Source organism: Cryobacterium sp. TMT1-66-1 (assembly GCF_004403435.1).
GTDB classification, from domain to species: domain Bacteria; phylum Actinomycetota; class Actinomycetes; order Actinomycetales; family Microbacteriaceae; genus Cryobacterium; species Cryobacterium flavum.
In genome coordinates this window covers 71,807-89,758 of record NZ_SOGP01000021.1, presented here as the reverse complement: position 1 = coordinate 89,758, position 17,952 = coordinate 71,807, and the positions used below count along the sequence as shown (strand labels likewise).

The window sequence follows — 17,952 nt, the reverse complement described above, 5'->3', positions numbered from 1 at the left end:
GACATGCCAGAGACCACCCTCGTCGCACCCACCCTCGCTGAGTTCGAGGCGGCGCGCGCGGTTGTCGCCCAAGTCGCCGATGTGACACCGATGGAGAGCTCGCGGTACCTCGCCGACGTGCTGGGAGCGCCGGTGTACCTCAAGTGTGAGAACCTGCAACGAACCGGCTCCTACAAGATTCGCGGCGCCTACAATCGGCTGTCCAAACTGACCGACGAAGAGAAAGCCCGCGGCGTCGTCGCGGCCTCGGCCGGCAACCACGCCCAGGGCGTGGCCTTCGCTGCCCGTGAGCTGGGCATCAAAGCCACCATCTTCATGCCAGTCGGCGTCGCGCTGCCCAAGCTGTCGGCCACCCGGGACTACGGCGCCGAGGTCATCCTGCGCGGCACGACCGTGACCGAACCGCTGCTCGCCGCAGCCGAATATGCCCGCGAGACCGGGGCGATCCTCATCCCGCCGTTCGACCACGTGGACGTTGTCACCGGGCAGGGCACACTCGGCCTCGAAATCCTCGACCAGGTTCCCGACCTCGAGACGGTCATCGTTCCCATCGGCGGCGGCGGCCTGATCTCCGGGGTGGCCAGTGCGCTCAAGCAACGCGCCGCACGCGATGGGCGCCGCATCCGCATCATCGGGGTGCAGGCGGAGAACGCCGCCGCCTACCCGCCCTCACTCGAGGCCGGTGAAGCCACGATGATCAGCATGCTGCCGACCATCGCCGACGGCATCGCCGTCGCCAAACCGGGACTGCTCAACTTCGAGATCGTGCGCGACGCCGTCGACGAGATCGTCACCGTCAGCGAGGACGACACCGCCCGGGCGCTACTCGTGCTGCTCGAGCGCGCCAAGCTCGTCGTGGAACCGGCCGGAGCCGTGGCGGTCGCCGCCATCCTGGCCGGCAAGGTCACGCCCGCGGGGCCGACCGTCGCTATCCTCTCCGGCGGCAACATCGACCCGCTGCTGATGCAGCGGGTGATCAGCCACGGCCTCGCCGCGTCTGGCCGCTACCTCACGCTGCGCATCATGCTGCCGGACCGCCCCGGCCAGCTCGCGCGAATCTCCGAGCTGCTGGCTGAGGCCACCGCGAACGTCATCGAGGTACTGCACACCCGGCACGGCGTCGGCCTGCAGCTCAGCGAGGTCGAGCTCGACGTCAGCGTCGAAACACGGGGGCCAGAGCACCGCCAGCACGTCGTCGACACCCTGCGCGCGGCCGGCTACGACCCGCAGATCGACTAGCCGCGCTTCCGGGCTCCCGTTACGGGCCCGGCCCCCGCGTATAACTCCTGCATTTTGTGACCGTTCCCCAACGGATGCCCGGAATTCCGGGCATCTTTTCTGCCCCGTCAGCAAATTGCAGGAGTTGTGGTGCTAAACCGACGGGTCGGGTCGGGTCGGTCAGGCTCCGGTGAAGGTCTCCACGTTGGTGACGTGCACGGTGATTTCCTTGCCGTTCGGCGTGGTGTAGCTCGTCTTCGCGCCCACCTTCAGGCCGATGATGGCTGCGCCGAGCGGGCTCTGCTCGCTGAATACGTCGAGGTCGCTGTTGGCGCCGATCTCGCGGCTGCCGATCAGAAAACGGCTCTCGTCGCCGGCGATCGTGGCAGTGATAACGGTGCCGGGAACGACGATGCCGTTGCTTTCGGGGGCGTGGCCGACTTCAGCGGTGCGCAGCAGCACGGTGAGGGTGCGAATGCGCGCCTCCATCTTGCCCTGCTCTTCTTTGGCCGCATGGTAGCCGGCGTTCTCCTTGAGATCGCCCTCTTCGCGAGCAGATTCGATCTTCTTCGCGATGTCACCCCGGCCGAAGTTGCTCAGTGTCGCCAGTTCCGCTGCGAGGCGGTCGTGGGCTTCCTGAGTTAGCCAGGTGACCGTTGTGTCGGTTGTCACGAGTGATCTCCTTTATTACGGTCGAATGTGACGCCCGAGCGCAGAAAAGCCCGAAGGTCGCGGATACAGTCGACGCCCCGACGATTGCCGAGGCGAATACGTCAGTTTAGGTCAGCCAGCACTCGTAAATCAAACCAGTGTTGCTCAGGTTGGTGGTACGTAAAATCTCGGTGAATGACCGGTTGTACAGCGTCGACGGCGGCAGATCGATGATCTTCCAGCCAACCACAGAATAGCTTTCGTTGAGGGCCTGCACCGCGCAACTCGCCGTGCGGTTCACTGGGAGCGACACTTCGAACGTCACGCTGACGGTGTGCTCATCGATGATGGTGTGCCCAATATCGCGTGCCTCGATTTGAGTGGATGCTCCATCCAGACCGGTCCACAACACCCACGCTCCGAGTACCAGCACAAAAATACCGCCCAGAGCCCAGAGGATCCGTCGGTCGCGACGCTTGCGATCGGGTGTACGCCCGTAGCGCGATTGGATCACGGCACTCTCGATCGGCGTGGGGGCCGACGTGCCTTCGGATTCGTCCAGGCGGCAGGGCTCGCGGCTCGGCTGAACTCCGGCAGGCGTGCTGTTTTGGGGCACTGGCGATTTCACACTTTCACGGGAGCGATTAGGCTGGTAATTAGGTTATCTGGCCTAAGGTTATCCGGCATTCCTGAGGAGTATGGTGACGCTGCGACTGATGGCTGTGCATGCCCATCCCGACGACGAGTCGAGCAAGGGCGCTGCAACGTATGCCTACTACCGCAGCCTTGGCGCCGAGGTGATGATCGTGAGTTGCACGGGCGGCGAGCGGGGCAGCATCCTGAACCCGGCCCTGAACGGCCATGCCATGGCTGAGCGCGATATCTCAGGCCTCCGCCGCCTCGAGATGCTGGGCGCGCAGCGTGCCCTCGGGGTGCAGCACCGCTGGCTCGGCTTCGAGGATTCCGGCATGAACGAGGACAAGTCGGTGCCGCCGAACTCGTTCGCTGATATTCCGCTGGAGTATTCGGCCGAACCCCTGGTCACGCTGGTGCGGGAGTTTCGTCCCCAGGTTCTGATCACCTACGACGAAAACGGCGGCTACCCGCACCCCGATCACATCCGTTGCCACGAGGTCTCCCTCGAAGCTTTTCGCGCGGCCGCTGCCCCCGACCGGTACCCGCAGTCGGGCGAGCCGTGGCAGATCGACAAGCTCTATTACGACCGCATTTTCAACCTCGAGCGCATCGATGCGATGTACCTGGCGCTCAGCGTCGCCGAGCCCGATTCTCCGCTGCTGGAACCGCTCGGGGCGGCTCGGGAACGCATGGAGAATTACCCGCAGCTGGCCACCACTCACGTGCCGGCAGGAGACTTCCTCGAAGCGCGCGACGAGGCCCTGCGCTCGCACGCGAGCCAGGTCGCCCCCGACAGCAGCTTCTTTTTCTGGCCGAACGATTTGGTACGCGAGGCCTGGCCGTACGAAGACTTCCAACTCGTCGAATCGAAAGTAGACACCGCAATGCCTGAATCTGATCTCTTCGCCGGAATCCCGGACAACGAATGATCTCCCTGTTGAACGTCGTACTCGCCGTCACACCGACCCCCGACCCCGATTTCGACCCGAACACTGTCACCCCCGGTGTCGTCGGGTTCATCGTCGTCTTCCTGATCGGAGCGGCGACCCTGCTGCTCGGTTTCGACCTGGTGCGTCGCATCCGCCGCACCACCTACCGCGCGGAAATCACCGCCCGGCTCGAAGCCGAAATCGCCGAGCGTGACGCCGACCAGAGCACACCGAAGACCCCGGGCGACAAGCCCGAATAACCAGCGTTACGGGTAGAGCGGATGCGTGGCGATCAACAGAATCGCCGCGAAATGACACAGGAACGCCACGACCGTCAGGGTGTGGAAGATCTCGTGAAATCCGAACACACCCGGAACCGGGTTGGGCTTCTTCAGCCCGTAAACGACCGCTCCGACGGTGTAGCAGAGCCCGCCGATCAGAATGAGCGTCATCATGGTGGCGTTGGCCTGAAAAAAGTCCACGATAAACAACAGCGCGCCGTAACCGAGCACCAGGTAGAGCGGCACGTAGAGCCAGCGCGGCGCGTGGATCCAGAACACCCGAAAGATGATGCCGAGCCCGGCGCCGCCCCAGACCAGCCAGAGCAGCAGCGTGGCCTTCTCCGGCGGCAGCGCGAGCACGGTGATCGGCGTGTACGACCCGGCGATCAGCAAAAAAATGTTGGCGTGGTCGATGCGTTTGAGAATGATGCGGGTGCGCGGCTGCCAGTTGAAGCGATGGTAGAGCGCCGAATTGCCAAACAGCAGCATCGAGCTCAGCACGAACACGGCCGAGCTGATTTTGGCCGCCGACCCCTCAGCCAGCACCAGCAGCACGATTCCGGCCACGATCGTGACGGGAAAAGTTCCCGCGTGAATCCAGCCACGCCAGGTCGGTTTCACATCCTCCGGATGGGCGTCAGCCGCCTCGATCAGCGGCAGATTGGGGATATCGCGCTCGGTGGCCATGCTGCAAGGATACGACAGGGCGAGCCCCGCGTGCCCCGAAGGCCCGTCGGAGTGGACTAGCGTAACTGTGTGCAGAAACCCCAAGTTCCCTCAGCGCGCGGTCTCCTCTACAGGCTGTATCAGCGCCGCCTGAGACGCGGACTGACGCCGGAGCATCTGCCCCGTCACGTGGCCATGATCATCGACGGCAACCGCCGCTGGGCCAGACAACTGGGGTTTCAGACGGCCGCACACGGTCACCGTGCCGGTGCCGCGAAGATGCGCGAATTTCTGGAATGGTGCGACGACCTCGGAGTTTCGGTCGTCACCCTGTACCTGCTCTCCTCCGACAACCTCACCCAGCGGCCCGCTGACGAACTCGCCGATCTAATCGAGATCATCGCCGATCTGGCCGAAGAGCTCTCGCACTATCGCGATTGGCGGGTGCAGCAGGTGGGGTCCAAAGCCGGCCTGCCCCTTCCGCTGGTCGCAGCCCTTGACGCAGCGGATGCCCGCACCAGCGACCGTAGGGGCCTGCACGTGAATCTCGCGGTCGGCTACGGCGGGCGCACCGAGATCACAGACGCGATGCGCAGCATCGTCGCCACCCACCACGCGCACGGTGGCACGCTGGAAGACCTCGCTGAGACGCTCACGCCCGAACTGATCGGCCAGCACCTGTATACCGGCGGTCAGCCCGACCCCGACCTCGTGATTCGCACCTCGGGTGAGCAGCGGCTGAGCGACTTCATGCTGTGGCAGAGCGCGCACAGCGAGTTCTACTTCGTCGAGGCGCTCGGCCCCGACCTGCGTCAGATCGATTTTCTTCGGGCATTGCGCGACTTTTCCCGCCGGCAGCGCCGGTTCGGCGGCTAGACCCGTTGGCGGGGTGAGACCAACGGGGGAGTATTCGTTTTCCAATTGATTGGACCCAAGCATGAATTCGCTCCTGAGCTTCACCGATGGCTTTCGTGATGAACCCGGCTATCTGAACTATGGCCGGGTCGGCCCGCTCTCCGACGCCGTCGTCGCCGAAACCCTCGGCCAGACCGAGGTGCTCTCGCGTGCCCGCTACGGCAGCCTCGACCACCTCGCCGAGCAGGATCTGCGTGCGCGCACCGCGGTATCCGCTCTCACCGGTTTCACGCCTGAACAGGTCGTGCTGCAGCCCAACACCAGCTCGGGTCTGATGCAGGCCATGTTCGGTCTGACCGGTTCGGTGCTGTTATCTGCGGGGGACTTTCCCAGCGTGCCGTTTGCCGCAGTTCGGGCCGCTGAGTCCCTGCACGTGGTCACTCCGCTCTGGTTGCAGACCGAGCACGGCCGCGTCACTCCGGGGCAGATCCGCGACCAGCTCACCCCGGCCGTCGCCGCCGTCGCTGTGTGCCTCGTCGATTCCCGAACCGGCTATCGGGTCGACCTCGAGGGCATCCGTCAAGTCATCGGCGATCGCCTGCTCATCGTCGACGCTATCCAGGGCTTCGGCATCGTCGATGCCGCCTACGAGGCAGCGGATGTTGTCGCTTCCGGTGGACAGAAATGGACGCGGGCCGGCTGGGGCACCGGCTTTCTGGCCCTCAGCGAACGGGCGCTGGAACGCCTCGTGCCGGTGTATTCGGGCTACGTCGGCACCGATACCGACGAGCCGTGGGACGAGGTGACCCCGCCGAGCCGCGCAGCCAGAGCCTTCCGGGTGACCAACGGCGACTCCATCGCGCAGGCCCGGTTCGCAGCGGCCCTCGAGCAGATCTCCGACGTCGGTGTCGACGTCATCCAGACCGCCATGAATGACAACGTCTCGCAGATCATCCAACTCGTAGACGAATTCGTCATCGAGATCGTCTCGCCCCGCGATGTTCGCGAACGGGCGGGGATCGTCGTACTCGAGCCGCCGGCTGAGCTGCTGACCACCCTCGTGGCCAGCCTGCACAACCACGGCATCACCGCGACCACCCGCGGCGCCACCGTGCGGCTCAGCGTGCACGCGGCCCTCGACCCTGACACGGTAACCATGCTGAGGGGTGCACTCACCGCCTACACGCTCGCCGCTACCTACTAGCAACACCGCGGCCCAGACTCTGCGTCTGCCCCAACGTCAGGTGAACGTCAGATTTCGGTGGGCGTGTCGGGTTCCATTTTGCGCCGGTAAGTCGTAGCGTCACTTTTATCAGGTACGGCACCTGATCGAGACGGCCATATAAGTACGGCTCGAGAATTGCTTGATGGCCAGCTCGCCAAAGTGATCCGCGTCCTCGTGACGCAGGGTGGGAGTGGCTGTGACCGCTAATCGAACCGACCTTAATGCGACTGACCGGGTGGAGACATCCGCTTCGCAAACCGAGCGCACCTTTGTGTTGGACACCTCGGTGCTTCTGTCAGATCCGAAAGCGATTTTCCGCTTTGCCGAGCACGCCGTTGTCTTGCCCGTGGTGGTGATCAGCGAGCTGGAGTCCAAGCGCAACGACCCGGAGATCGGGTATTTCGCTCGGCAGGCGCTGCGTAACCTCGACGAGCTGAGGCTCAAGCACGAACGCCTCGACTTTCCGATTCCGGTTGGCGAGGGCGGCAGCCTGCGCGTGGAACTAAACCACTCGAACATGTCGGTGCTGCCGTCGGGCCTGCAATTGAACGACAACGATTCGCGCATTCTCGCCGTGGCCCTGAACCTGGCCAACGAAGGAATGACGGTGACCGTCGTCTCGAAGGACCTGCCGCTGCGGGTGAAGGCCGCATCCCTCGGCCTCGCTGCCGATGAATATCGGCACGAACTCGCGGTCGATTCCGGCTGGACCGGTATGGACGAGATCACCCTCAGCGCCGAGCAGATGAGCGTGCTCTACGACAAAGAGACGCTCGACTCGCGAACGGTGCAGGACATGCCGATCAACACCGGGCTGGTCATCCACTCCGATCGCGGGTCGGCCCTCGGCCGGGTGACCAGTCGCGGCACGCTCAAGCTCGTGCGCGGCGACCGTGACGTCTTCGGGCTGCACGGACGGTCGGCCGAGCAACGACTGGCCATCGACCTGCTGCTCGACCCGGAGATCGGCATTCTGTCGCTTGGCGGACGAGCCGGTACCGGTAAGTCGGCGCTCGCTCTCTGCGCGGGCTTGGAGGCCGTGCTCGAGCGCCAGCAGTACCGCAAGATCATGGTGTTCCGGCCGCTGTACGCGGTCGGCGGGCAGGATCTCGGCTTTCTGCCCGGTGACCAGGGCGAGAAGATGGGGCCGTGGGCGCAGGCGGTGTTCGACACGCTCGGCGCGATCGTCTCGGAGAACGTGGTCGAGGAGGTGATGGAGCGCGGCATCCTCGAGGTGCTGCCGCTCACTCACATTCGCGGTCGGTCCCTGCACGACGCCTTCGTGATCGTGGACGAGGCACAGTCGCTTGAACGCAACGTGCTGCTGACCGTGCTGAGCCGCATCGGTCAGAACTCGCGCGTGGTGCTCACCCACGACGTCGCCCAGCGCGACAATCTGCGGGTCGGCCGCTTCGATGGTGTGGCCAGCGTGATTGAAACGTTGAAGGGGCATCCGCTGTTTGCGCACATGACCCTGACCCGTTCGGAGCGCAGCGCGATCGCCGCCCTCGTGACCGAGATGCTGGAGGGCAACGAGGTCATGTAGCTGGTACGGCAAAGCGCCCGGTCCCTCGCGGGGCCGGGCGCTTTGTCGTGCTGTTACTTCTGCTGGGGGGGACGCGTCATGCTGAGCACGTCGAGGGCAGTGTCGAGCTCGGCGAGCGTCAGGTCACCTCGTTCGACGTGGCCCAGGGCGATGACGGCCTCACGCACGGTGAGTCCCTCAGCGACGGCCTTCTTGGCCACCTTGGCGGCGGCTTCGTAGCCGATGACCCGGTTGAGCGGGGTGACGATCGACGGCGACTTCTCGGCCAGCGCACGAGCGTGCTCGAGGTTGGCGACGAGGCCGTCGACGGTCTTGTCGGCCAGAACGCGGGTGGCGTTGGTCAGCAGGCGGATCGATTCGAGCAGGGCGGTTCCCATGACCGGGATACCGACGTTGAGCTCGAATGAGCCTGAAGCGCCGGACCAGGCGATGGTGGCATCGTTGCCGATAACGCGCGAGCAGACCATGAGCACGGCCTCCGGAATGACCGGGTTGACCTTGCCGGGCATGATCGACGAGCCGGGCTGCAGGTCGGGGATGTTGATCTCGCCGAAACCGGTGTTCGGGCCTGACCCCATCCAGCGCAGGTCGTTGTTGATCTTGGTCAGTGAGACGGCGATGGTGCGCAGGGCTCCGGAAGCGTCGACGAGGCCGTCGCGGTTGGCCTGGGCCTCGAAGTGGTCACGCGCTTCGGTGATCGGCAGCTCGGTCTCCTGAACGAGCAGCTCGATGACCAGCTGCGGAAAACCGTAGGGCGTGTTGATGCCGGTACCGACCGCGGTTCCGCCGAGCGGAACCTCGGCGACGCGGGGGAGCGCTGTGCGAATGCGCTCGATGCCGAGGCGCATCTGGCGGGCATAGCCGCCGAATTCCTGGCCGAGGGTGACCGGAGTGGCATCCATCAGGTGGGTGCGTCCCGCCTTGACGGCCTCTTTCCACAGTTCAGCCTTGGACTCGAACGCGACCGCGAGGTGGTCGAGCGAGGGGATGAGCTCGTCGATCAGGGCGCTCGTGACGGCGATGTGCACCGAGGTGGGGAACACGTCGTTGGAGGACTGGCTCGCGTTGACGTGGTCGTTCGGGTGCACCGGGCGGCCGAGGGCGCGGGTCGCGAGGGTCGCGATGACCTCGTTCATGTTCATGTTCGAGCTGGTGCCGCTGCCGGTCTGGTAGACGTCGATCGGAAACTCGTTGTCGTACTGGCCGGTGATGACCTCGTCGGCGGCCGCGGCGATCGCGTCAGCGATGTCCTGCTCCAGCACGCCGAGCTGGGCGTTGGCGAGAGCTGCGGACTTCTTGATGCGAGCGAGAGCTGCGATCTGCGCGGACTCGAGCGTGGAACCCGAGATCGGGAAGTTCTCCACGGCTCGCTGCGTCTGGGCACCGTAGAGTGCGTGAGTTGGAACCCGGACCTCACCCATCGTGTCGTGTTCGATCCGGTAGCCGGCGTTTGCGGAGGTGTCCACCACTATGTGCATTCCCTTTCGGTGCTGTATGAGAGTCGTGCTGTGCGCAACGGGTGCGCGATTGTGAGGCGGCGGGTCTAAATGACGCCCACCACGATGTTGGGGTCGGCGTGCCCTTCGCGAAGAACGTAATTCGCACCGACGATAGCCAATGTACCTTCTGCGATGGCCGCGCTGATCAACTCGGACTGCTCGAGCATTTCGGTGACCGTGTCTTTGAGATGTTCCCGGCCCACGTGGCCGGCATCGACCAGCTGAGGGTCGAGAAAAGCGGATGCCGTCACCCCGCTCACCCGACGCACCGCCGGAACGATCTTTTCGATAACGTGATTGATGTGAACGGGCAGGGGCGGGGCATCCGTGCCTTGCGAATCGATGGCGGCGCGCACCGCACCGCACTCGTCATGCCCGAGCACGAGAATGAGCGGAACGTGCAGCACCGCGACGGCGTACTCGAGCGAGCCGAGCACGGATTCGGAGATGATCTGGCCGGCGTTGCGCACGACGAACAGGTCGCCGAGACCCTGGTCGAAGATGATCTCGGCGGCAAGTCGGGAGTCGCTGCAGCCGAACAGGGCGGCGTGCGGGGTCTGCTGGCCGACGAGCTCTGCCCGTCGGTCGACATCTTCGCGGTGCCGGGGGGTACCGGCGACGAAGCGCACGTTGCCCTCGCGCAGTTCGTTCCAGGCCTCAGCCGGCGACGGGGGAGTCGTCCAGGCGCGGTTCATTCGGCGGCGTTCTCTGCCACGTTGGGCGCCAGCGCGGTAGCGAGGGTCTCGAAGTCGCCGGTGGGTGCCGTGCCGATGAGCACGTAGGTGCTCGTGCCGGCGGTGGTGACGAGGGCATAGTCGAAGTTGCCGCGATCGGCGGCAGCCGCGCTGTTGCGGTAAACGTCCCAGGTGACTCCGGCGATGCTGACCGTGTCGACGACGGGGGAGTCCGGCAGTTTCTGGGCGAGCCAGGTGGGGTTGGCGTCGAAGGCCTGGTTGAAGCCGATGTACTGGTTGTCGGGTGTGAGCAGCCCGATGTACCAGGAGGGTACCTGGCCGTTAGTGCCGGCCCGCCACTCGGCGTCGTTGGCGCTCCAGCCGCCCGGCAATACGGGGCTCGCGAGGGCGTGGTCCACGACGGGCTGCGTCTGGGCAGCGATGCTCGCGTAGTCGATGTCGCGAGTGATCGGGTTGTCATTGCGCGGCACCAGCAGCACGAGCACGAGCACAGCGCCCACGGTGACGAGCAGGGAGAGCACCAGATTGTTCACCGTCTTGTGCGAGCGGTACTTGCGCGAATTCTCGGCGAGCCGGTCGGCGGTCTCCTGCGGAGTCTCCGGCCGGCCGAGTTCGGCGACAACGCGCGGCGGTTTAGGGGCGCGGCTCATCTGGCGGTCGCGGTGTCTTCGCTGGCGGGCGCCGTCGCTGCCAGACGGGCGGCATCCAGTCTGGCTTTGGCGCCGATCAGCCATTCTTCGCAGCGGCGGGCGAGGTGTTCGCCGCGTTCCCACAGTGCGAGCGACTGCTCGAGGGTGCTCGAGCCCTGTTCGAGCTCGTTCACCACGCGGATGAGCTCATCGCGGGCCTGTTCGTAGCTGAGTTCACTGGTGTCTGCGGCGGGCGAGGTCATGGCATCCATTCTATTTATTTCGACGCGGCGGCGTTGGTGGTGGCGGGAACGGTGCCGCTGGCCAGGGTGAGCAGAAGTTCGGTGCCTTCCGGGGCGTCGTCGGCGCTGCGCAGCACGTGGCCGCTCGGCAGCTGGGCGATCGCGTAGCCGCGGTCGAGGGTGCCCTGGGGCGACAGGGCGCGCAGCTGGGAACGCAGTTCCACCACCGTGGCCCCGGCGCGTTCGAGAACGCGCCCGGTGAGTTCGGCGCCGCGCGCCACGTAGCGGGTGAGGTCTTCGCTGCGGGAGTCGATGATCCAGCGCGGGTCGACCAGCGCCGGACGGCTGCGCAGCTGTGAAATGCGGTCGATTTCCGACGAGAGGATGCCGGTGAGCCGGCTGCTGAGACGCGCCCTGGCCTGCTGCACCCGGTTCAGTTCGTCGCTGACGTCGGGAACGACGCGTTTGGCGGCATCCGTGGGGGTAGAGGCTCGCAGGTCGGCGACGTCGTCGAGCAGCGGACGGTCGGCCTCGTGTCCGATCGCGCTCACCACTGGCGTCATGCAGGCAGCGGCGGCACGCACGAGGCTCTCGTCGCTGAAGGTGAGCAGGTTCTGAAAGTCGCCGCCGCCACGGGCGACGATGATGACGTCGACCTCTGGGTCGGCGTCGAGCCGCTGGATCGCGCTGGTCACCTCGCCGACGGCACGGTCACCCTGCACCGCGGCGTGCGCGACCCGAAAATTCACGGCCGGCCAGCGCAGCTGCGCGTTGCGGATGACGTCTTTCTCGGCGTCGGAATCTTTGCCGGTCACCAGGCCGATGCAGTGCGGCAGAAACGGCAGGCGCTTCTTGCGAGAGGCATCGAACAGGCCCTCGCTCGCGAGCTGTTTGCGCAGGCGTTCCAGTCGCTCGAGCAGGTCGCCGAGCCCAACGTGCCGCATCTCGAAGGCCTGCATGGTCAGCGTGCCGCCCTTGACCCAGAAGTTGGGCTTGACCAGGGCAACAACGCGGTCACCGGCTTTGAAATCAGCGGTCAGTTTGGCGCGCACCGACGACCAGATCGTGAAACTCACGGTGGCGTCTTCAGAAAGGTCTTTGAGCTTGCCGTAGACGTTGCCGCCGCTGGCACCCCACTGGGTGATCTCGCCCTCGACCCAGACCATGCCGAGCCGCTCGATGTAACCGCGGATCTTGCCCGAGAGCAGGGCGACCGGCCACGGCGTTTCGACGGTGGCGGGGGCATCCGTCATGCGGTGATCCTGGCGGTGGTGCTGATCGTGGCACTGGCGTTGGGCACAGGCGGGTCCTCCCAGAGTTCTTCGGTCGTGCGTGCGTAGACTGAGGCGGTGAACACCAGCGCGCACACTACTAGCAAGCCGACTTCTATTGGCCTGGGCATGCCGCGCCTTCCCAGCGCTCGCAACAGGCTTAAGGATACCCCGGTGGTCGGACATAAGCGGGTGCTGCTCGCTGCCCCGAGGGGTTACTGCGCCGGAGTCGACCGCGCGGTCATAGCCGTGGAGAAGGCGCTCGAGCACTACGGCGCCCCCGTGTACGTGCGCAAGCAGATCGTGCACAACATTCATGTGGTTTCCGAGCTGGAAAATCTGGGTGCCATCTTCGTCGACGAGGTCGACGAAGTGCCGCATGGTGCGCACATCGTGTTCAGCGCCCACGGGGTCTCGCCGGCCGTCGTCAACGCGGCCGCCGAGCGCGGACTGCAAGCCATCGACGCCACCTGCCCGCTCGTGACCAAGGTACACCGCGAAGCCGTGCGCTTTGCCCGCGACGACTTTCAGATTTTGCTGATCGGCCACGAAGGCCACGAAGAGGTCGAGGGCACCGCCGGTGAAGCCCCAGAGCACACCACGCTCGTCGGCAGCCCCGAGGAAGCCGACACCGTTGTCGTGCGCGACCCCGACAAGGTGGTCTGGCTGTCCCAGACCACGCTCAGCGTCGACGAGACCATGGAGACCGTGCGCCGACTGCGGGCGCGCTTTCCCAACCTGCAGGATCCGCCCAGCGACGACATCTGCTACGCCACCCAGAACCGCCAGGTCGCCATCAAGAAGGTCGCGCGCGACTCCGACCTCGTGATCGTGGTCGGCTCCGCCAACTCGTCGAACTCCGTGCGCCTGGTCGAAGTAGCTCTGGAATACGGCGCGAAAGCTGCCTACCGCGTTGACTTCGCGAGCGAGGTCAAGCAGGAGTGGCTCGACAACGCGGCCACCGTGGGCGTGACGAGCGGGGCATCCGTTCCCGAAGAACTGGTCGACGAATTGCTCGCCGCTCTTGCCGATGCCGGCTATGCCGACGTTGTGCCGGTCAAGACGGCCGAAGAAGACCTGATCTTCTCGCTGCCCAAGGAACTGCGCAAGGACCTTTCGGGCGAAACGGATGCCCGTGCCTTCGGCGGTCGCGCCGACGCCGCCGAGTAGACGGCCGAGCAACCGAAGGGCGGGAGCGCGATCGTTTCCGTCCCTCGGGGTTGCGCACTGCGTTACTGGCGGCTGAGAAACTCTATTAAGGTCGTGTCGATGGATAGTGCAGCCACGGTGAACGCGAACAGCACGACGAGGGACACGGCTCCACCGACAATCGGCACGTAGAAAGCCCGTCGATGACGCAGCAGCAGCCGCACGGATATCGCTGCCGCGGCGAGCCAGACGAATATCAGCACGATTGCGCCGGACGTCGTAATCGCACCGATGGATGCAGCGGGATCGTACGTTCCCAGGCCCTCCTGCGTGTAGAACATTTGCATGGCCACCGGGAAACCGCCTAACGAGAATACGCCGTAGACATTTGCCAGGAGTCCGAAGGCGAGTAGGCCGATGGTCCACGGGCGGTCCCAGCCGGGAACGGTTCGCGGTCCGGCCACCGCCGCGGGAGCCTGCTGATTGTTTGGCGACGGTGTTCCCGCTCCCGCCCCGGCAGTGGGGGAGGGAGCGGGGTCAACCCGGTTTGTGTCCTGCGGCGGCTGCCAGGTCCAGCCTTCAGGGGCGAGTTCGCCGTACTGGGGGCGCGGGCGTGGGTCTTTCGCGGGTGGTGGAACGGAGTCCGGGTTGTCTGTCATTGCTCTAACTGTTTGAGTGCCCGGCGGAGCCGAGCTGGCGGGTGGAATCAACCACGCGAGCGGCCATGGCCGACTCGGCCACCTTGCCCCAGGCGCGCGGGTCGTAAACCTTCTTGTTGCCGACTTCGCCGTCGACCTTGATCACGCTGTCGTAGTTCTTGAGCATGTAGTCGGCGATCGAGCGGGTGAAGGCGTACTGGGTGTCGGTGTCGATGTTCATCTTGACGACGCCGTTGGCGACGGCTTCGGCGATTTCGGCATCGGTCGAGCCTGAGCCGCCATGGAATACCAGGTCGAGAGGCAGCGCTGCGAGTCCGAACTTGGCGGACAGGCCGGTCTGAATCTGCTTGAGGAGTTCCGGGCGCAGCTTCACGTTGCCGGGCTTGTACACGCCGTGCACGTTGCCGAAGGTGAGGGCGGCCATGTAGCGGCCCTGCTCGCCGAGGCCGAGGGCCTCGACCATCTTGATCGCATCGTCGAGCGTCGTGTACAGGTTCTCATTGACGTCGGCCTGCACGCCGTCCTCTTCGCCGCCGACGGCGCCGATCTCGACCTCGAGAATGGCGTTGATCGCGCGGGTGCGTTTGAGGATGTCAGTGGCGATATCCAGGTTCTTGTCCAGCGCGATGGCCGACCCGTCCCACATGTGCGACTGAAAAATGGGGTTGCCGCCATCGGCTACCGCAGACTCCGAGGCTTCGATGAGCGGAATGACGAAGTCACCGAGCGCGCCCTCGGGGCAGTGGTCGGTGTGAAGTGCCACGGTGATCGGGTAGTTGTCGGCGACCGAGTGCGCGAAACGGGCGAAGGCGAGCGCGCCGGAGGCCCGGTTCTTCACGGTGTGGCCGGCGAAGTAGTCGGCGCCGCCGGTGGTGACCTGGATGATGCCGTCGGATCCGGCTTCGGTGAGGCCCTGGAGGACGGCGTTGATGCTCTGCGACGAGGACACGTTGAACGCCGGGTAGGCGAACCCGCCTGTCTTCGCTTTGTCGAGCATGGCGGCGTACTGGTCGGGGGTTGCGATGGGCATTGCTTCTCCTCGAAAGTGTGCGGGGGTGTGACCCGAGTCTAGCCACGCCCGCCTCGGCGTGGTCCGTGCGCGATAAGGTGACTCGGGCGGACAATCCGCGCGACCCGCCGCGCATCCGTCGTATTCGAAGTCGAACTTACGTCCGGGAGGACCTTTTGAACAGCACCGAGACCGCCACTCTGTTTCAACACCCCGACCGTAACCTCGCGATGGAGCTCGTGCGCGCCACCGAGGCCGCCGCTATCCGTGCCGTGCCCTTCATTGGCCGCGGCGACAAGAACGCCGCCGACAAGGCCGCCGTCGACGCCATGCGCGCCTTCCTCGGCACCGTCAACTTCGACGGACTTATCGTCATCGGTGAGGGCGAAAAAGACGAAGCCCCCATGCTTTTCAACGGTGAGCACGTCGGCAACGGCCGCGGCCCCGCCTGCGACATCGCCGTGGACCCCATCGACGGAACGAGCCTCACCGCAGCAGGCCGCCAGAACGCCGTCTCCGTCATCGCCGTGTCGGACCGCGGCACCATGCTGGACGCCTCGTCGATCTTCTACATGGACAAGATCGTCACCGGTGCAGCCGGTCGCGGCGTCGTCAGCCTCGACCAGTCGATCGCCGACAACCTGCGTGAGCTTGCCAAGGCAGTGAAGAAACCAGTCGGAGAGCTGACGGTTGCCGTACTCGACCGCCCCCGCCACGCCGGCCTGATCGACGCGATTCGCAGCGCCGGCGCCGGAACCCGCCTCATGCTCGACGGCGACGTGGCTGGCGGTATCAACGCTGCGCGCTACGAGACCCGAATTGACATGTGCGTCGGCATCGGCGGAAGCCCGGAGGGCATCACCACAGCCTGCGCGCTCAAGGCGCTCGGCGGCTACATGCAGGGACGCCTGGCTCCGAAGGACGACGCTGAGCGTGCTCGCGGAGTCGCGGCCGGCCTCGACATCGACAAGCTGCTCGAAATCGACGACATGGTCAGCGGGGACAACACGTTCTTCGTGGCGACCGGTGTGACCGACGGCGGACTCGTCGACGGCGTGCGTCGCAAGGGCCCGATGATCCGTACCGAAAGCATCGTGCTGCGCTCGCGTTCGGGCACGGCCCGTCGCGTCATCGCCGAGCACCTTGCCGAGAAGTGGCTGTAGTCGCTTCGACCGGCTCGGAGCTCGCCTGCAAGACGGGCTCGTAACGCAAACTGCACGCCTCGGGTCTGTTTGTTCAGACTTGGGGCGTGCAGTTCTTCGTTCACACTCTCTGTCACCGACTTACACGTGTACCTCGGAATCCGATTCGTCGGCATCAGCGAGACGCCGGTCGATCACGCTGTGTCTGGCCTCATTCAATTCAGCGCCGTCCAGTTGAACGGGCAGGTCCAGCTCGTCGGAAACAGATGCCGGCGCCTCCAACTCGGGCGCGGTCAGCTTGCGCGGCGAATCGTGAATGATTGCCGGTTCAGTGAGCAGCCCAATCTTGGTCTGGTCGATCCCCGGAAACTGCCGAGCGGTTACGAGCACCCGGGATTCGAGTGAGTTGGCGAATTTGTTGTAGCTGTCCACCGTGCGCTCGAGCGCCTTGCGCAGCGACTCGGCATGGCCGCTGAGCGCACCGAGCCGCTGGTACAGGGCATTGCCGAGGTCGAAGAGTTTCTGCGCCTCATCGGTGACGGCCTGCTGCTGCCAGGTGAAGGCCACCGTTTTCAGCACCGCCCACAGGTTCACCGGTGAGGCCAAGGCAACTCGCTTGCTGAACGAGTAGTCGAGAATTGACGGGTCGGCCTCGAGCGCCGCGGACAGCAGGGATTCGCTCGGAATGAAGGCGATCACGAACTCCGGGCTGGCATCGAAGCCTTCCCAGTAGGTCTTCTTGGCGAGCGCGTCAATGTGCGCACGCACGGCCTTCACGTGCTTGTCGATCAGCAGCTTGCGGCGGGCGCCCTCTTCGCCTGTGGCCGTGTAGGGAATAGTGCTGGCTTCGATGTAGTGCTCCAGCGGAACCTTGGCATCGATCGCGATCGACTTATTGCCGGGCAGCCGTACGACCATGTCGGGACGGCCAAGGCCGGCATCCGTCGTGATATTGGTCTGCGTGTTGAAGTCGACGTACTGGGCCAGACCGGCAGCTTCGACGACGCGCCGCAGCTGGGTCTCGCCCCAGACACCACGGGTGCTGTTGGAACGCAGGGCAGTCGCGAGTGACTCGGTGGTCACCCGTAATTGCTGATCCGAAATTTGCGCCTGCTTGAGCTGCTGCGAGAGCGAACCGTACTGTTCACTGCGCTGCGTCTCGAGCTCGGTGACTTTCTCCTGCATGGTGCGCAGCGTCTCACGAACGGGGCTGAGGGCCTCGAGTACGAGGTGCTCGCGCTTCTCCCGCTCGGACTGCAACTGCTGATCTGACCGCTGGCGCTCGACGGCCTCACGTGACGTGGCCCGGTCGTGGTCGATCTGCGCCGAGAGACCGTCGACGGTGGCGAGAGCGGCCGACAGCTCACTCTGCAGGGCAGCGCGAACCGTGGCCTCGCTCGCTCGTACCTCGGCGAGGGCTACCTGATGACGGGCTTCGAGCACGGCCGGGTCGTCACCCCCGGTAGCGGTGGGGCGCGCGCGGTTGCGTTGCAGCACCACCACGGTCAACAGGGCGCCCAGCGCGGCACCGACGACGAGACCGATGATCAAACTCAGCAGTGGATCCATGCTTTAAGTCTGCCAGCGACCACTGACATCGCTGGAATGACACTCGGACCGGTCCACATGCCCGAGCCAATCCAGCCGGCT

The 17,952-nt window shown here is 65.2% G+C and carries 19 protein-coding genes; 8 read left to right on the top strand and 11 right to left on the bottom strand.

Annotated features, from left to right (window positions below; genetic code table 11):
* The first annotated feature begins 3 nt into the window (after window positions 1–3).
* Window positions 4–1,239, top strand: coding sequence for a threonine ammonia-lyase (gene ilvA, locus E3T29_RS14580; RefSeq protein ID WP_134346326.1), 1,236 nt, complete (start codon window positions 4–6; stop codon window positions 1,237–1,239).
* 159 nt (window positions 1,240–1,398) lie between these two features.
* Here the strand turns inward: ilvA and greA are convergent, their stop codons facing one another.
* The gene (gene greA, locus E3T29_RS14575; protein ID WP_092340688.1) at window positions 1,399–1,890 is read right to left on the bottom strand and encodes a transcription elongation factor GreA; all 492 of its coding nucleotides are present in this window, start codon (window positions 1,888–1,890) and stop codon (window positions 1,399–1,401) included.
* 106 nt (window positions 1,891–1,996) lie between these two features.
* On the bottom strand, window positions 1,997–2,383 hold the full coding sequence (locus E3T29_RS14570; RefSeq protein WP_166792422.1) for a DUF4307 domain-containing protein: 387 nt from the start codon (window positions 2,381–2,383) through the stop codon (window positions 1,997–1,999).
* 202 nt (window positions 2,384–2,585) lie between these two features.
* Here E3T29_RS14570 and mca point away from each other — a divergent pair, with 202 nt between their 5' ends.
* Both mca and E3T29_RS14560 read left to right on the top strand, forming a co-directional pair.
* Window positions 2,586–3,434, top strand: coding sequence for a mycothiol conjugate amidase Mca (gene mca, locus E3T29_RS14565; RefSeq protein ID WP_092340792.1), 849 nt, complete (start codon window positions 2,586–2,588; stop codon window positions 3,432–3,434).
* Window positions 3,431–3,694 carry a hypothetical protein gene (locus E3T29_RS14560; protein ID WP_092340690.1) on the top strand — a complete coding sequence of 88 codons (264 nt, stop codon included), beginning with the start codon at window positions 3,431–3,433 and terminating at the stop codon, window positions 3,692–3,694. Before mca ends, E3T29_RS14560 begins: the two co-directional genes overlap by 4 nt.
* Before the next feature lie 6 nt (window positions 3,695–3,700).
* On the opposite strand, the gene E3T29_RS14555 is transcribed toward E3T29_RS14560, so the two are convergent.
* Entirely contained in the window at window positions 3,701–4,402 is a 702-nt protein-coding gene (locus E3T29_RS14555) for a hemolysin III family protein (RefSeq protein WP_134346324.1), read from the bottom strand.
* Between the two features lie 69 nt (window positions 4,403–4,471).
* Here E3T29_RS14555 and E3T29_RS14550 point away from each other — a divergent pair, with 69 nt between their 5' ends.
* From E3T29_RS14550 to E3T29_RS14540, 3 genes are all read left to right on the top strand, one after another.
* Window positions 4,472–5,257: an isoprenyl transferase gene (locus E3T29_RS14550; RefSeq protein WP_134346323.1), complete on the top strand. Its 786-nt coding sequence runs from the start codon at window positions 4,472–4,474 to the stop codon at window positions 5,255–5,257.
* A gap of 61 nt (window positions 5,258–5,318) precedes the next feature.
* Complete coding sequence (locus tag E3T29_RS14545; RefSeq protein WP_134346322.1) at window positions 5,319–6,440, top strand: aminotransferase class V-fold PLP-dependent enzyme; 1,122 nt, start codon at window positions 5,319–5,321, stop codon at window positions 6,438–6,440.
* Between the two features lie 217 nt (window positions 6,441–6,657).
* Window positions 6,658–8,007, top strand: coding sequence for a PhoH family protein (locus E3T29_RS14540; RefSeq protein WP_370449178.1), 1,350 nt, complete (start codon window positions 6,658–6,660; stop codon window positions 8,005–8,007).
* Between the two features lie 53 nt (window positions 8,008–8,060).
* Here E3T29_RS14540 and E3T29_RS14535 read toward each other — a convergent pair whose 3' ends face one another.
* The 5 genes from E3T29_RS14535 to xseA form a co-directional block, all read right to left on the bottom strand.
* Complete coding sequence (locus E3T29_RS14535) at window positions 8,061–9,485, bottom strand: aspartate ammonia-lyase (protein WP_092340694.1); 1,425 nt, start codon at window positions 9,483–9,485, stop codon at window positions 8,061–8,063.
* Window positions 9,486–9,550: 65 nt separating this feature from the next.
* Window positions 9,551–10,201, bottom strand: a complete 651-nt coding sequence (locus E3T29_RS14530) for a carbonic anhydrase (protein ID WP_092340695.1) — start codon at window positions 10,199–10,201, stop codon at window positions 9,551–9,553.
* The gene (locus E3T29_RS14525) at window positions 10,198–10,851 is read right to left on the bottom strand and encodes a DUF4245 domain-containing protein (RefSeq protein ID WP_166790002.1); all 654 of its coding nucleotides are present in this window, start codon (window positions 10,849–10,851) and stop codon (window positions 10,198–10,200) included. Before E3T29_RS14525 ends, E3T29_RS14530 begins: the two co-directional genes overlap by 4 nt.
* Window positions 10,848–11,102 carry an exodeoxyribonuclease VII small subunit gene (locus E3T29_RS14520; RefSeq protein ID WP_134346320.1) on the bottom strand — a complete coding sequence of 85 codons (255 nt, stop codon included), beginning with the start codon at window positions 11,100–11,102 and terminating at the stop codon, window positions 10,848–10,850. Before E3T29_RS14520 ends, E3T29_RS14525 begins: the two co-directional genes overlap by 4 nt.
* Before the next feature lie 5 nt (window positions 11,103–11,107).
* Window positions 11,108–12,325: an exodeoxyribonuclease VII large subunit gene (gene xseA / locus E3T29_RS14515; protein ID WP_134346319.1), complete on the bottom strand. Its 1,218-nt coding sequence runs from the start codon at window positions 12,323–12,325 to the stop codon at window positions 11,108–11,110.
* 147 nt (window positions 12,326–12,472) lie between these two features.
* Here xseA and E3T29_RS14510 point away from each other — a divergent pair, with 147 nt between their 5' ends.
* A complete protein-coding gene (locus tag E3T29_RS14510) occupies window positions 12,473–13,513 on the top strand; it encodes a 4-hydroxy-3-methylbut-2-enyl diphosphate reductase (RefSeq protein WP_134346418.1) in 1,041 nt (346 codons plus the stop codon).
* Window positions 13,514–13,575: 62 nt separating this feature from the next.
* Here E3T29_RS14510 and E3T29_RS14505 read toward each other — a convergent pair whose 3' ends face one another.
* Together E3T29_RS14505 and fbaA are read right to left on the bottom strand one after the other, a co-directional pair.
* Window positions 13,576–14,151 (bottom strand): DUF6264 family protein, encoded by a 576-nt coding sequence (locus tag E3T29_RS14505; protein WP_134346318.1) that lies wholly within the window; start codon window positions 14,149–14,151, stop codon window positions 13,576–13,578.
* 4 nt (window positions 14,152–14,155) lie between these two features.
* Window positions 14,156–15,181: a class II fructose-bisphosphate aldolase gene (fbaA, locus tag E3T29_RS14500; RefSeq protein ID WP_092340701.1), complete on the bottom strand. Its 1,026-nt coding sequence runs from the start codon at window positions 15,179–15,181 to the stop codon at window positions 14,156–14,158.
* A gap of 209 nt (window positions 15,182–15,390) precedes the next feature.
* On the opposite strand from fbaA, the gene glpX reads away from it, so the two are divergent.
* Window positions 15,391–16,323: a class II fructose-bisphosphatase gene (gene glpX, locus E3T29_RS14495; protein ID WP_092340794.1), complete on the top strand. Its 933-nt coding sequence runs from the start codon at window positions 15,391–15,393 to the stop codon at window positions 16,321–16,323.
* A 120-nt stretch (window positions 16,324–16,443) separates the two neighbouring features.
* Here glpX and rmuC read toward each other — a convergent pair whose 3' ends face one another.
* Window positions 16,444–17,871: a DNA recombination protein RmuC gene (gene rmuC / locus E3T29_RS14490; RefSeq protein WP_134346317.1), complete on the bottom strand. Its 1,428-nt coding sequence runs from the start codon at window positions 17,869–17,871 to the stop codon at window positions 16,444–16,446.
* Between the last annotated feature and the right edge of the window lie 81 nt (window positions 17,872–17,952).

Excerpts from the sequence above, each read along its gene's own strand:
- ilvA (WP_134346326.1), top strand. The coding sequence starts at position 4 with ATGCCAGAGACCACCCTCGTCGCACCCACCCTCGCTGAGTTCGAGGCG.
- mca (WP_092340792.1), top strand. The coding sequence starts at position 2,586 with ATGGCTGTGCATGCCCATCCCGACGACGAGTCGAGCAAGGGCGCTGCA.
- E3T29_RS14560 (WP_092340690.1), top strand. The coding sequence starts at position 3,431 with ATGATCTCCCTGTTGAACGTCGTACTCGCCGTCACACCGACCCCCGAC.
- E3T29_RS14555 (WP_134346324.1), bottom strand. The coding sequence starts at position 4,402 with ATGGCCACCGAGCGCGATATCCCCAATCTGCCGCTGATCGAGGCGGCT.
- E3T29_RS14545 (WP_134346322.1), top strand. The coding sequence starts at position 5,319 with ATGAATTCGCTCCTGAGCTTCACCGATGGCTTTCGTGATGAACCCGGC.
- E3T29_RS14535 (WP_092340694.1), bottom strand. The coding sequence starts at position 9,485 with ATGCACATAGTGGTGGACACCTCCGCAAACGCCGGCTACCGGATCGAA.
- E3T29_RS14530 (WP_092340695.1), bottom strand. The coding sequence starts at position 10,201 with ATGAACCGCGCCTGGACGACTCCCCCGTCGCCGGCTGAGGCCTGGAAC.
- E3T29_RS14525 (WP_166790002.1), bottom strand. The coding sequence starts at position 10,851 with ATGAGCCGCGCCCCTAAACCGCCGCGCGTTGTCGCCGAACTCGGCCGG.
- E3T29_RS14520 (WP_134346320.1), bottom strand. The coding sequence starts at position 11,102 with ATGGATGCCATGACCTCGCCCGCCGCAGACACCAGTGAACTCAGCTAC.
- xseA (WP_134346319.1), bottom strand. The coding sequence starts at position 12,325 with ATGACGGATGCCCCCGCCACCGTCGAAACGCCGTGGCCGGTCGCCCTG.
- E3T29_RS14510 (WP_134346418.1), top strand. The coding sequence starts at position 12,473 with ATGCCGCGCCTTCCCAGCGCTCGCAACAGGCTTAAGGATACCCCGGTG.
- E3T29_RS14505 (WP_134346318.1), bottom strand. The coding sequence starts at position 14,151 with ATGACAGACAACCCGGACTCCGTTCCACCACCCGCGAAAGACCCACGC.
- fbaA (WP_092340701.1), bottom strand. The coding sequence starts at position 15,181 with ATGCCCATCGCAACCCCCGACCAGTACGCCGCCATGCTCGACAAAGCG.
- glpX (WP_092340794.1), top strand. The coding sequence starts at position 15,391 with ATGGAGCTCGTGCGCGCCACCGAGGCCGCCGCTATCCGTGCCGTGCCC.
- rmuC (WP_134346317.1), bottom strand. The coding sequence starts at position 17,871 with ATGGATCCACTGCTGAGTTTGATCATCGGTCTCGTCGTCGGTGCCGCG.